14 protein-coding genes and 1 riboswitch are annotated in these 12,954 nt (G+C 56.3%); of the genes, 2 read left to right on the forward strand and 12 right to left on the reverse strand.

Annotated elements, in window-relative coordinates; genetic code table 11:
• Positions 1 to 18: 18 nt before the first annotated feature.
• The 4 genes from GC56T2_RS11800 to gcvT all read right to left on the reverse strand — a co-directional run bounded on the left by GC56T2_RS11800 (position 19) and on the right by gcvT (position 5,166).
• On the reverse strand, positions 19 to 1,002 hold the full coding sequence (locus GC56T2_RS11800) for an aldo/keto reductase (protein WP_144975394.1): 984 nt from the start codon (positions 1,000 to 1,002) through the stop codon (positions 19 to 21).
• Positions 1,003 to 1,224: 222 nt separating this feature from the next.
• Positions 1,225 to 2,697, reverse strand: a complete 1,473-nt coding sequence (gcvPB, locus tag GC56T2_RS11805; protein WP_144975396.1) for an aminomethyl-transferring glycine dehydrogenase subunit GcvPB — start codon at positions 2,695 to 2,697, stop codon at positions 1,225 to 1,227.
• Entirely contained in the window at positions 2,690 to 4,036 is a 1,347-nt protein-coding gene (gcvPA, locus tag GC56T2_RS11810; RefSeq protein WP_144977299.1) for an aminomethyl-transferring glycine dehydrogenase subunit GcvPA, read from the reverse strand. Before gcvPA ends, gcvPB begins: the two co-directional genes overlap by 8 nt.
• A gap of 35 nt (positions 4,037 to 4,071) precedes the next feature.
• On the reverse strand, positions 4,072 to 5,166 hold the full coding sequence (gene gcvT, locus GC56T2_RS11815; RefSeq protein ID WP_144975398.1) for a glycine cleavage system aminomethyltransferase GcvT: 1,095 nt from the start codon (positions 5,164 to 5,166) through the stop codon (positions 4,072 to 4,074).
• Positions 5,167 to 5,350: 184 nt separating this feature from the next.
• A riboswitch (glycine riboswitch) is annotated at positions 5,351 to 5,439 on the reverse strand.
• A gap of 218 nt (positions 5,440 to 5,657) precedes the next feature.
• Between gcvT and GC56T2_RS11820 the strand changes: the two genes are divergently transcribed.
• The gene (locus tag GC56T2_RS11820) at positions 5,658 to 7,322 is read left to right on the forward strand and encodes a DEAD/DEAH box helicase (RefSeq protein ID WP_144975400.1); all 1,665 of its coding nucleotides are present in this window, start codon (positions 5,658 to 5,660) and stop codon (positions 7,320 to 7,322) included.
• Entirely contained in the window at positions 7,309 to 8,103 is a 795-nt protein-coding gene (locus GC56T2_RS11825) for a YqhG family protein (RefSeq protein WP_144975402.1), read from the forward strand. Before GC56T2_RS11820 ends, GC56T2_RS11825 begins: the two co-directional genes overlap by 14 nt.
• Positions 8,104 to 8,464: 361 nt before the next feature.
• Here GC56T2_RS11825 and GC56T2_RS11830 read toward each other — a convergent pair whose 3' ends face one another.
• From GC56T2_RS11830 to comGA, 8 genes are all read right to left on the reverse strand, one after another.
• Positions 8,465 to 8,647, reverse strand: coding sequence for a YqzE family protein (locus GC56T2_RS11830; protein WP_144975404.1), 183 nt, complete (start codon positions 8,645 to 8,647; stop codon positions 8,465 to 8,467).
• Between the two features lie 40 nt (positions 8,648 to 8,687).
• Positions 8,688 to 9,077: a competence type IV pilus minor pilin ComGG gene (gene comGG / locus GC56T2_RS11835; RefSeq protein ID WP_144975406.1), complete on the reverse strand. Its 390-nt coding sequence runs from the start codon at positions 9,075 to 9,077 to the stop codon at positions 8,688 to 8,690.
• A 54-nt stretch (positions 9,078 to 9,131) separates the two neighbouring features.
• Entirely contained in the window at positions 9,132 to 9,614 is a 483-nt protein-coding gene (comGF, locus tag GC56T2_RS11840; protein ID WP_144977302.1) for a competence type IV pilus minor pilin ComGF, read from the reverse strand.
• Positions 9,551 to 9,877, reverse strand: a complete 327-nt coding sequence (locus GC56T2_RS11845) for a competence protein ComG (RefSeq protein WP_144975408.1) — start codon at positions 9,875 to 9,877, stop codon at positions 9,551 to 9,553. The genes comGF and GC56T2_RS11845 overlap by 64 nt, the downstream gene beginning before the upstream one ends.
• Positions 9,861 to 10,304, reverse strand: coding sequence for a competence type IV pilus minor pilin ComGD (comGD, locus tag GC56T2_RS11850; protein ID WP_144975410.1), 444 nt, complete (start codon positions 10,302 to 10,304; stop codon positions 9,861 to 9,863). The genes GC56T2_RS11845 and comGD overlap by 17 nt, the downstream gene beginning before the upstream one ends.
• The gene (gene comGC / locus GC56T2_RS11855; protein ID WP_033018995.1) at positions 10,288 to 10,584 is read right to left on the reverse strand and encodes a competence type IV pilus major pilin ComGC; all 297 of its coding nucleotides are present in this window, start codon (positions 10,582 to 10,584) and stop codon (positions 10,288 to 10,290) included. The genes comGD and comGC overlap by 17 nt, the downstream gene beginning before the upstream one ends.
• 178 nt (positions 10,585 to 10,762) lie before the next feature.
• The gene (gene comGB, locus GC56T2_RS11860; RefSeq protein WP_144975412.1) at positions 10,763 to 11,791 is read right to left on the reverse strand and encodes a competence type IV pilus assembly protein ComGB; all 1,029 of its coding nucleotides are present in this window, start codon (positions 11,789 to 11,791) and stop codon (positions 10,763 to 10,765) included.
• Entirely contained in the window at positions 11,788 to 12,858 is a 1,071-nt protein-coding gene (gene comGA, locus GC56T2_RS11865; protein WP_255516147.1) for a competence type IV pilus ATPase ComGA, read from the reverse strand. The genes comGB and comGA overlap by 4 nt, the downstream gene beginning before the upstream one ends.
• Positions 12,859 to 12,954: the final 96 nt, after the last annotated feature.

Below are 12,954 nucleotides of genomic sequence, written 5' to 3' on the forward strand. Positions count from 1 at the left end.
ATCGTCATCCTTTTTGTTTTAGTATGCTCCGCGAATGTGCGGATGCACGTCGGTTTCATAAAACTGGCGAAGCCGCGCCATTTCTTCTTCGCTGAACGATGGCACCGCCAGCGCCGCCAAGTTTTCTTCGACTTGTTTCACCGTTTTAAAGCCCGGAATGGCACATGTCACTTCCTCATGGTCAAGAACCCAGCGAAGCGCAGCCTTCGCCATGCTGCCGCGCCCGTCGGCCATCCAACGCAGCTTGTCGGCGAGCTCCACCCCTTTTTCAAATTCCAAGCCGCCGAACGTTTCCCCGACATTAAACTGTTCGCCGTTGCGGTTGAAACGGCGGTGGTCATCCTCGGCAAACGTCGTTTGCTTCGTGAACTTGCCGGTCAGCAGCCCGCTGGCGAGCGGAAGGCGGGCCAAAATGCCGACGCCGCGCCGTTTCGCCTCCGGAAGCAGGCGCTCGAGCGGCTTTTGCCGCAAAACGTTGAAGATGACCTGCAACGCGCTGGCCCGCGAATGTTCGATGACGTACAACCCTTCTTCTACTGTTTCGACGCTGACGCCATAATAGCGGATTTTTCCTTCCTGCTTCAACTTCTCTAACACCTCAAACACGGCGCCTTGCTTTAAAATGGCGAACGGCGGACAATGAATTTGGTACAGGTCAATCACCTCGCGGCCGAGCCGCTTCAAGCTCGCCTCACAATACGCGCGCACGGACGCTTCGGAATAGTTGTCCGGGTCATGGATATCGCCGGCGCGGCAAAATTTTGTCGCGATGTAGACCCGATCTTCCTTTCCTTTTGTCGCCTTCGCCAGCAGCTCTTCACTATGGCCGTTGCCGTACACGTCCGCCGTATCGAAAAAGTTGACGCCGCGATCAATCGCATACGCCAACGCCCGCAGCGATTCTTGATCGTCGACTTTCCCCCACGAGCCGCCGATCGCCCATGTGCCAAAGCTGAGCTCACTGACTCGCAGATCGGTGTTCCCCAACTGCCGATACCGCATGTTCCTCTCTCCCTTTGTTCATTTCTAACCATTAGTTTATATATTAAACTAACTCTTTTGTTCTGTCAACGCCAGCGAACAAAACGGAGCTGACCCAAAAGGCGATCTCCCCGCAAGAAAGACACAACCTATCGTGTGGCAGGGAAACGGCCGGTGCTTCTATATAGCGATGAGAGAGGGTGTCCCAGTCGTTTTGGGACACCCCACTTTATGGCGGATTTGTCATCCGCGGTGAACGGTCGATTTTTCGTAGCGCAAAATCGGCTTGCGGGCCGCGGTCGTTTCATCCAATCGCTTGACAACAGTCGTATGCGGCGCTTCTTGAACGATTTCCGGATTTTCCTCCGCCTCTTTGGCAATTTGGATCATGGCGTCAATAAACGCGTCAAGCGTCTCTTTTGACTCTGTCTCCGTCGGCTCAATCATCATGCACTCTTCGACGATGAGCGGGAAGTAAATCGTCGGCGGGTGGAAGCCGAAATCAAGCAGCCGCTTGGCAATATCGAGCGTCCTGACGCCGAGTTTCTTTTGCCGACGTCCCGACAGGACAAACTCGTGCTTGCAATGGCGGTCATACGGCAAATCGTAATAGTCGGCAAGCCTCCGCATCATATAGTTGGCGTTTAACACAGCGTACTCGCTCACCGCTTTTAAGCCGTCCGGCCCCATCGAGCGGATGTACGTGTACGCCCGGACGTTGATGCCGAAATTGCCGTAAAACGGCTTGACGCGGCCGATCGACTGCGGGCGGTTGTCATCGAGATAATAGCCGTTTTCCCCTTTTTCGATGACCGGCTTCGGCAAAAATGGAATGAGGTCCGCTTTCACCCCGACCGGACCGGAGCCTGGGCCTCCGCCGCCGTGCGGGCCGGTGAACGTTTTATGCAAGTTCAAATGAACGACGTCAAAGCCCATGTCCCCCGGGCGCGCCTTGCCAAGAATCGCGTTTAAATTCGCGCCGTCATAATACAGCTTGCCGCCGGCTGCGTGGACGATTTCGGCCATTTCGACGATCTGCTCTTCAAACAGCCCGAGCGTATTCGGATTCGTGAGCATAAGCGCCGCTGTATCCGGACCGACGACGCGCTTTAAGTCCTCTAAATCGACAAGCCCATCGGCCGTTGATTGGACCGTCACCGTCTCAAAACCGGCCACCGTCGCTGACGCCGGGTTCGTGCCGTGCGCTGAATCCGGGACAATCACTTTCGTCCGGTTGAAGTCGCCGTTTGCTTCATGGTAAGCACGGATCATCATCAGCCCGGTCCACTCGCCGTGGGCGCCGGCCGCCGGCTGCAAGGTGACTGCATCCATGCCGGTGATTTCTTTTAAATGCTCTTGTAAATCATACATCAACTCAAGCGCCCCTTGCACCGTCTTTTCCGGCTGAAGCGGATGAATGTGGGCAAACCCGGCGAGGCGGGCGACGTTTTCATTGATTTTCGGATTGTATTTCATCGTGCACGACCCGAGCGGGTAAAAGCCGGAATCAACGCCGTGGTTTCGTCTCGACAGCGCTGTGTAGTGGCGCATTAAGTCAAGCTCCGACACTTCCGGCAGCTCTGGCTCTTCGGTGCGCAAGTAGTCGGCCGGCACGAGCTCGCTGACATCGACAGCCGGCACGTCAAGCGCCGGTAGGCTGTAGGCGATGCGCCCCGGCTTGCTTCGTTCGAAAATGAGCGGTTGATCATTACGCATGGCCATCCCCCAATTCATTGACAAACCGATCGATTTCTTCTTTTGTCCGCACTTCCGTCACCGCAATCAGCATATGGCCGGAAAGTTCTGGATAGTCGCGGCCGAGGTCATAGCCGCCGATGATCCCTTTTTCGAGCAGGCGATCGTTCACATCAGAAACCGGCTGGCCGAGCCGGACGACGAACTCGTTGAAAAACGGGCCGGCAAACGGCGACGACAACCCGCGTTTTTCAAGCTCGCTTTTCGCATAATGCGCCTTTTGCATATTCATCGCCGCCATTTCTTTCACGCCCCGCTTGCCGAGCGCCGAGAGCGCTACGGAAGCGGCCAAGGCGTTTAACGCTTGGTTGGAGCAAATGTTCGATGTCGCTTTATCGCGGCGGATGTGCTGCTCGCGCGCTTGAAGCGTCAAAACAAACCCACGGCGCCCGTTCTCATCGGTCGTCTGCCCGACGAGCCGCCCTGGAATTTTTCGCATGAGCGGCGCTTTGACGGCGAAATAGCCGCAATGCGGACCGCCAAACTGCGTCGGAATGCCAAACGGCTGCATGTCCCCGACGACAATGTCGGCGCCAAACGCCCCTGGCGGCGTCAGCACGCCAAGCGCCAATGGGTTGCTGGCGACAACGAATACACTTTTCTTTTCATGAACGAGCGGCTCGATCGCTTTCAGCGGCTCGATTTGACCAAAAAAGTTCGGATATTGGACGACAACGCACGCCACATCATCGCCCATTTCCGCTTCAAGCACCTTAAGGTCGGTGACGCCGCCGTCATACGGAATTTCTTTCACCTCAAGCTTCTGACCTTTCGCATACGTGCGCACAACTTCTCGATACTGCGGATGAACGGCGGTGGAAATGAGCACTTTTTTGCGCTTCGTATGCGCGGCGCCTAGCAGCACCGCTTCGGCGAGCGCCGTGCCGCCGTCGTACATCGACGAGTTGGCGACGTCCATGCCGGTCAGCTCACACACCATCGTCTGGAACTCAAAAATCGCCTGCAGCTCGCCTTGGGAAATTTCCGGTTGATACGGCGTATACGCCGTATAAAATTCAGAGCGCGACAGGACATGGTCGACGACAGCCGGAATATAATGGTCGTACACCCCGGCTCCTAAAAAGGAAACATATTGTTTGATGTTGGCGTTTTTTTCCGCCAAAGCCACAAGCTCTTTCCACAGCTCCGGCTCCGATTTGGCCGGTTTCACCTTCAGCTTGCCGCGGAAGCGAACTTGTTCCGGAATATCAGCAAACAACTCATCAATCGAGGCAACGCCGATCGTCCTCAGCATCTCCTGTTTGTCTTCTTCCGTCATCGGCAAATAACGATGGAGCACTGCGTTTTTCCCCTTTCCTTGTCGCTTTGGAATCGTCACTTAGCCCGCCTGTAAAACGGAATCGGCACGATGTTCGCTTTCAGCCGCTTGCCGCGGATGTCCACCTCCACCTCCCGGCCGATGGCGGCCACCTCCGCTTTCACCAAGGCCAAGCCGATGTTTTTCTTCAAGGTTGGTGACTGCGTGCCGGTCGTGACAAACCCGACCTCTTCGCCGTCGGCAAAGACAACGTATCCGTGGCGCGGAATGCCTCTGTCGATCATTTCAATGCCGACGAGCCGGCGCGGCGGCCCTTCCTCTTTTTGCCGCTTCAATACCGCTTGGCCGATAAACGGCGGCTCTTTTTCCGTCTTGACGGCAAAACCGAGCCCCGCTTCAATTGGTGAAATCGCGGCGGACAGCTCTTGACCGTAAAGCGGCAAACACGCTTCAAACCGGAGCGTATCGCGCGCGCCCAATCCGCATGGAAGAACGCCGTCACGGGCTCCAGCGTCGAGGATCGCCCCCCATAGCGCGGCGGCGTCTTCGGCGCGGCAGTATAGTTCCAACCCGTCCTCGCCGGTATAGCCGGTGCGCGAAACGAGCGCCTTCACGCCCGCAACTTCGACGCCGTCAGCGAACGAAAACGGGCGCAGCGCCGTCAAGTCGAAATCGGTCAACGTTTGCAGCACGCGTTCGGCCGCCGGCCCTTGCAAAGCCAGCTGGGCCGTCTCCGCCGATACATCCTCAAGCTCGACGTCCCCCTCGGCATGCTCGCTCAGCCAAGCAAAGTCGTTTTCGGTATTGGCGGCGTTGACAACCAATAAATAGTCGTCTTCCCCTTTTTGATAGATGAGCAAATCATCGACCGTGCCGCCGTTCTCATTGCACATAAGCGTATATTGCGCCCGGCCGGGCCGCAGTTTGGCGACGTCGTTCGTCATCAGCTTTTGCAAAAACGCGAGGCTTCCGCGGCCGCGGACGGTGATTTCCCCCATATGCGACACGTCAAACAGCCCGGCGCGCGTCCGTACGGCTTCATGCTCTTCTTTAATGCTGGAAAACTGCACCGGCATTTCCCAGCCGCCGAATTCAATCGTTTTGGCGCCATAGCGGGCATACGCCGGAAAAAGCGGCGTGCGCTTCAGCATCTCATTCCCTCCTTGTCGTCGATCGCAGAAAAAAAGACAGACTCCACCCTTTCGATCAAAGGGGGGCTCTGTCCTGGCACCTGAAAGTTTCCCGCCGGCCGGCTGGCGCGTCCGTTTCCGGTCCGCGGGGCCGATCGGTTTCCTCTTGGGTGGCCTGCGCGAACGCAGGCGCTCTCCAGAGCTGCGTCAAGCAAGAGTCTTTTTGCCTGAGAGATTCGCGTTTTCGCTTGCTCCTTCGGCGCTACATTCCGTAGTCTCTCCCCTTGCCGTCATCCGCTACGCGATATTTTTTTCCAAAACGGGCATACTAACAAACGCCCTCAGCAACAAGTCATGTGAATGTTCTAAATTTATACTACCATTAACGACAGCCCGAGGGCAATAGGAAATGATCGAACTTTATTAGGAATTGAAGTCCAAAATGTTCTCTTTTTATTTAACATACTATCTCTTTGGTTGATAAACATTCGTCATGAGGGAAGGGGATCGCCATGAATATCGATTTGGAAATGGATCGGACGTGGAAGGAGGAATTTCTCGAGCGCGTGGAAAAGGACGGACCGTGGGCGAGCTGGGAAATGTACGAGCTGGCGCTGGAAGCTGCCCATCATTTGATCGTTCCGGAATTTGACGGCTTGCAGGCGCCGAAACATTTGCCGCATGTAACGATTCTGCCGCACCAGCTTGAAGTGGCGCGCCGCGTCGTCGAGGAGATGAACGGCAAAGCCATTTTAGCGGATGAAGTCGGCCTTGGAAAAACGATCGAAGCCGGGCTCATCTTGAAAGAGTATATGATTCGCGGGCTTGTCAAAAAAGCGCTCATTCTCGTTCCCGCCTCCCTTGTTTCGCAATGGGTAAGAGAGCTGAACGAAAAGTTTTTCATTCCAGCCGTCCAGCAGAAAAAAAGCTACGTCTGGGAGCAGTGCGACATCGTCGTATCCTCGATCGATACGGCGAAAAAGCCGCCGCACCGCGACATCATCTATGAGCAGCCATACGATATGATCATCATTGACGAGGCGCACAAACTGAAAAACAACAAAACGAAAAACTACGAGTTTGTGCAAAATTTAAAAAAGAAGTTTTGCTTGCTGCTGACGGCCACACCGATTCAAAACCGGATCGAAGAAATTTTCAACCTTGTCTCGCTCCTGAAGCCCGGCCATTTAGGCAGCGCCGAACAGTTTGCGAAAACATACGGCAAAACGCGGGCGGTGCAGGCGAACGACCATTTAAAAGCGCTCGTCAACAAAGTGATGATCCGCAACCGCCGCGCCGACACGCCGATCGAATGGTCAAAGCGCCACGTCGAGCCGGTGCTGATCGAGTTTACCGATGAAGAGCGCGAGCTGTATGAGGCGGTAAAAGCGCTCCGTCATGCATCGTTCGCCGGCTCGTTTTCGCTCATCACGCTGCTTCGCGAGGCGTGCAGCAGCCGCGAGGCGTTGTTTCTCACGATCAAAAACATGGTCGACAAATGCGGCGAAGCAGTTCCAGAACCGCTTGAGCGCGTTTTGGAAAAAATCAACGCCGTCACGACGAACTCCAAAGCGGAAAAAGCGCTTGAGCTCATCCGCTCGATCAATGACAAAGTCATTATTTTCACCGAATATCGGGCGACACAGCTGTATTTGCAATGGTTTTTAAAGCAGCACGGCATCTCGTCCGTCCCGTTTCGCGGCGGCTTCCGGCGCGGCAAAAAAGACTGGATGCAGGAACTGTTTAAACACCACGCCCAAGTGTTCATCGCTACCGAGGCGGGCGGCGAGGGCATCAACTTGCAATTTTGCCGCCATGTCATCAACTACGACTTGCCGTGGAACCCGATGCGCCTTGAGCAGCGAATCGGCCGCGTCCACCGCCTCGGCCAGACGGATGACGTTTATATTTACAATTTTGCCGTCAAACAGACGGTCGAAGAGCATATTTTAACGCTTCTATATGAAAAAATCCGCTTATTTGAGCGGGTCGTCGGCGAGCTGGACGACATTTTGGCGAAGATGAACCTCACTAACCTTGAACATTACTTGGAAGACGCGATCGTCCACTCACGGAGCGAAGGGGAAATGAAAATTAAAATGGAGAACATTATAGCGATGATCGAACTGGCAGAACAGCTGCGAAGAGAAGGAGGACAACGCCATGCAGCAACATGAAATCCGCCGCTTTGTGGAACGTTACTTTACAGCCAATGGCTGCGCGCTCCTAGAAGCTAATGATGATTACCTCACCGTTCAACTGACGGCGGAAATGGACAAGGAGCTGATGAATCGACCGTTTTATTGGCATTACATCGAACGGACGGGCGGCGTCCCGCAGCCGATGCAGCTCACGCTCATCACCCGCGCCAATGAACGAACAGACAAACTGAAAGGAGAACGCCTCCATTTCGGCGCGCCCCGCTTGCATCAGCTGTTTCGCTCGGCGCAAAAACGCGGCAGCTTCATCCGCCTGTATGAGGAGCCAAACGCGCCCTTAAACGGAAACGCCGCCCTTCATCCATGGCTTGGCATGAACGTGGTGATTTCGTATGAATGCGACCGAAAAAAAGATGAGATCGTTTCGCTTGGCATCCATCTCATCAGCGGAACGATCGTCGAGTCGTTTCACGAACGGCTGCGTGAGCGGCGGCTGACGCCGAAAATTCCCGATTATTGTTTCACGATTTCTCCGCTCATTAAACCTCGAAGCGGCATCGGTCGCCTTGAACAATACATCGAGAGCCGCATCGGTGCGGACGACCACACGTGGGCGGAGGAAGCGCGCCGGCGCTGGGCTGACGATTTGGCGTTGCTCGATGAATTTTACAAAGACTGTGAGGAAAAACCGGAATGCTACTATATTGAAAAAGAGGCGCTCGAAAAACAATACAAGCCGCGCATCATCGTTTCCATCGTCAACGGCGGCTTGTTTTACTTGCTGCCCCGCCAACCGTAAAAAACGGCGCGGCTCCGCAACATGGAAAGACACTTCCGTCTCGCAAACGATCGAACCGATGACGATCTCCTGCGGCCCCGCAACACGGAAAGGCGCCTCCATCTCGCAAACGACCGAACCGATGACGATCTCCTGCGGCTCCGCAACGCGGAAAGGTGCCTCCGTCTCGCAAACGATCGAACCGATGACGATCTTCTGCGGCTCCGCAACACGGAAAGGCACTTCCGTCTCGCGAATGATCGAACCGATGACGATCTCCTGCGGCTCCGCAACATGGAAAGACGCTTCCCGCCCCGGGCGGAGCGAAACGGCACGACTCGCCCAACCAAAATCAGTCCGCCGGCAGTCAGCCGGCGGACTTTCACCGCGCACGGCGGCGAAATAAGAGACGGAGCGAAAACGGAACCATGCCAAACAAATGGTACGAGAGCGGGGGGCGCTCTTGTTTCCGCGATTGCCGTCGCTTCCTTCGCTCCTCTTTCGGCATATCCATGTAAGCGACAAACTGTTGGGTGACAAACTTGACGTAATCGTTCACAGCCATCGAATCCCTCCCCCTTCAGTTTTCCCTCCTTCTTCCTTTTTTAACCGTTCCCCTCCCTCCACTCCGTAATATTGAGCGCCGGCAGCACGACGGTAAACGTCACCGCGCGCTGAAGCCCGGATGTTGAGCGGATCGATAACACGACCCGAACGTTCGTTTTGTCTTTCCTTTCCCAGCGATAGGCAGCAACCCCGCGCGGATAAGCCCATTCCCCTTCTTGCCCGGCCGTCGACAACGACGCTGCCGCGATCTGCGCTTTGACATCAACGACCGCCATCTGCACCAACTCCTCCGCTTCTGCCGCCTGCCGGGCCGCCTCAGCCGCTTGCCGCTCCGCTTCATACAGAAGCAAGGCGTTCGCCACAGCACACGAAAACAGCATCGCCACCACGGCGATGAACGGAAAAATGACACCTGCTTGCCGTTCCATCTTCTCCCCTCTTTTGCCGCTACGTTTTTTTCACGACCAATGTCGCCTTTCTCGCTAAAACGCGCGGGCGACAAACGCCTCCCAAACCGTTCCATCGTCAGCGACCACCGTCACAAACAAGCCGCGGGCACCGGCGCGATAAGAGACGGCGCGCACATGGCGAAGCGCCGTTTCATAGCCGGCGCCGTTCACCTGGCGAATCAATTCCGCCCGCCGCGTCGCGAGCAAAAAACGGACCGTCTCACCGCTCCACTTTTGCAAATAGAAGACGTCCCCATCGACCGACCAGCGCTCTGTTTCATTCATCTCGATCCGCAGCTGCTGCAAAAACAAGCGCCACTCAAGCGGCGAAAACCCGTCAATCGCCGCCGTTCCTAGCACGCGGGCGGACAAAAGCAGCGGAACAGCGGCGGTGATCATGATCGCCACCAGCAGTGAAATTAGCGCTTCGATCAACGTAAACCCGCTCGTTCCTACCGTTTGCTGTAGCCGCAGCGCTCCCGCTCGCGGCCGACGTAATCGTTCCAGCGCACGCATACGCGCCACGTTCTCTCTCCTTCCTCCTGTCCTTGCAACCGAAACGTCGTTCGTCCGTCCACCACGACCGCTTCCCCGACAAGCGGCTGTTCATACATCGCGACCGTCAATAGCTGATCCGCCTGCTCTTCGAGAACTAGATTGCGCCGTTCGGCGGCGATCTGCACAAGAAGCGGCAGAAACCCGGCGACGGTCAGCCCAAGCAGCGACAACGCCAGCAGCGATTCCACGAGCAAAAAGCCTTTGCTACATTTTTTGCACATAAAATCTTCCTTTCCCGAGCAAAAACGTCAGCTTGTAGCTTTGCTTCACTCCTTGCACCCAAACCGTCCCTCCTCTTTCAATGTTGCCGTTGCCGGTAAAGACAAGCGGATTGCGCAGCGTCACTAGCTGAAACCGCCATGGAGACGGGAGAGAACGGGCGGCGACCTGCCGCCCGCTGGCTGCCTCGATCACCTTGTACTCCGCGCCGCGTTCCGTAAAAAAGACCGCGACCTTCATCCGATGAGCTAAGGCGTATTGCTGCGCGCTATACAAATCGGTGCGCAGCACGGCGAGCATATGGATCTCGTTTTGCTGGCGCATGACGCCGCCAAGCGCGGGAACAGCCAACCCCGTCAGCAGTAAAACGACCGTCAGCACAATCAACATTTCCAGCAGCGTGAATCCGCCGTTACGAACCGCTCTCACTCACAGCACCATCCGCGCTGATTTGAACGGCATGTCCGTTTGGACAACGGTCGGACTTAATATAACGGGCAGCGACCAGCTCCTGCACGGTCGGAACGCGGTGATACTCCATTTCATACGCCTTCACTTGCGCTTGCACGGTGTTCAAAAACGCCTCACATCCTTTCGACTGGATCATGCTATTATGTTTGGTCATGTTCGGAATGGCAATCAAGAGCAGGACAGAAATCACCGCCATGACAATCAGCATTTCAATTAAGGTGAAGCCCTTTTCTTTCATGATTCCTCCTCCTCGCCTCATTTGGAATATAGAAACGGACTGATGATGGACTGCTTTTGAGAAGAACGGGCAGGAGACGGAACAAAGCCCGTTTTTTCAGGAGAAAGAGGGGAAGGCGGCGCCCGTTCCCAGCAGCCGCCAGACGCGGGAACATCTTGTCGCTTCATCGCGCACCTCGTCACCATTCACTCAACATCGAAAACATCGGCAGCAAAATCGCCAAATACAAGCCGATAATCATTGAGCCGACGACCGCCAACAGCAAAGGCTGCACCCGTTTCAACGCCGATTCCATTCGCCGTTCCATCATCTGCAGCAAAAATTCGCTGTAATGCTCGAGCTCTTTCCCCAACTCGCCGCTCGATTGGCCGTGGCGGATGACCAGCGCCAGCTCAGGCTCATAGCAGCGGGCGGCGCCGATCAGCTCATCAAGCGGCCGCCCTTGCCTCAGCCCGTCGCGCATGCGCTGCCCTTCCATCTGCAAAAATGAGGGGGACGACGGCTCGCTGAACGCATCAAGCGCATCGTAAACAGACAACCCCGCTTGCAGCAAACGCCCGAGCTGACGCGCCACAAGTTGGGTAAGGAACATTTTCAGAAAGGAGGCGAACCATGGTATACGCAGCATCCAGTAGAGTTGACGAGATAATGGCCAGCGGCGAAGGCAAACGGCGGAAATGAGAGCGGCGAGCGCTGCCAACAAGGCGATAGCGGCCAGTGCGGTGGGGAAGTGGGCGATCACGTCCAGCAGCTGAGCGGTATGCCCGCGTTGAGCGGAAAACGAGGCGGCCGCCTGCTCGAACTGCGGCAGCAACCACCATTCAACGATCGCAAGCATGACCAGCAACAGGAGAAAGAGGAAAAGCGGATAGCGGGTGAGGCGGCGCAGCTGCTCTTGGAAGCGCGCCTTCTGGGCCAGCGTTTCCCCCGCTTCCATCAGGCCGCGCGGCAAATCGCCATTCCGCTCGGCGAACGTGAGCAGGCTGACGGCGAGGCGATCAACGGACAGCGCCTCCATGGCGGCGGACAGCGGCAGGCCATCTCGCAGCCGCTGCAAACAACGCTCCAGCTCCAAACGGCGCGGCGCTGAAGACTGAATGGCCAAAAACTCAAGCGCTCGTGCAAGCGGATACCCCCGCTCGAGCAGCCGGCCAAGCCGAGTGAAAAACAACGCCTGCTCGGCCGGCGGCCATGCTGTTTTTCTCATCGTTCATCCCCTCCGACAAGTTCCAGCGTACGTGACGGCAAGTAGCCGAGAGCCATCCCTTTACGGACAAGGCGGGCAAGCGTGAGGTAAGCGGGGCGGCGTTTTCGGCTTTCGCTAGTGAGCGAATCGATCACCTCGCCCAACGCGGCGCCGTAGAGCAGTTCATGGATCGCGGTTCGCCGCCGGCGCCCAAGGCGGCGGCATGACAGGTGGCAGACGTCGCCGCACAACGGACAGCGGAGCTCAACGAGGCGCTGGGCAGAAACGGCAAGCAGCGTCTCAGCCAAATCCCGAGGCGAAACGCCAAACTCGCGCAGCCGATAAACGGCGCCGACCGCATCGGCGGCGTGCATCGTGGACACGACGAAATGGCCGCTCAAGGCGGAACGAACAGCGATCACCGCTGTATCTTGATCGCGGATCTCGCCGACCATCAACACGTCAGGATCGTGGCGCAGCGCCGCTTTCAACCCTGACGCGTACGTCATGCCCGCTTTTTCATTGATTTGCACTTGCAAAAACCGGTCGTTTCGTTTTTCGACAGGATCTTCAAGGGTAATCACATTGCGTTGTCTGTTGGCTTGGCACCAATCAAGGAGAGTGTACAGCGTCGTCGTTTTTCCGGAGCCGGTCGGCCCGGTCAGCAAGACGAGTCCTTGCGGTTGCTGCATCAAAGAAACCAATCGCGCGGTGGAATGCGAAAATAAGGAAAGTTCGCGAAGCGGCAGCGAAAAACGCTGCGGCAACAGGCGGATGACGAGGCTTTCATCGTAGAGGGTCGGGAGCGTGGATAAGCGCAAATACACCGTTTCCCCCTGTTCATTCACTTCCATGGCGCCGCTTTGCGGCCGGCGTCGCTCCCCGATATCCATACCGGCCAAAAACTTAAAGTGAACGATGATCCGTTCCGCTGTCTCCTTTGTCAGCGTGCCAATCTCCGTCAGCCTACCGTCAAGGCGGAGGCGAACGACGACATCGTAACGGCGCGGGACAAGATGGAGGTCTGAAGCGCGGCGCCGCACGGCCTCGGCAAGGAGACGGCTAGCGATCTGCTCAATCGGCTCCAGTGCACCATTCCTCCTTTCGATTCGGATGTCGTTTATTTCGACAAGGATCAACCGTTTTCCTGCTAAGAATGAAAAATTTTTTGTGAACATTTTTTA

This window comes from Geobacillus sp. C56-T2, from assembly GCF_007829715.1.
GTDB classification, from domain to species: domain Bacteria; phylum Bacillota; class Bacilli; order Bacillales; family Anoxybacillaceae; genus Geobacillus; species Geobacillus icigianus.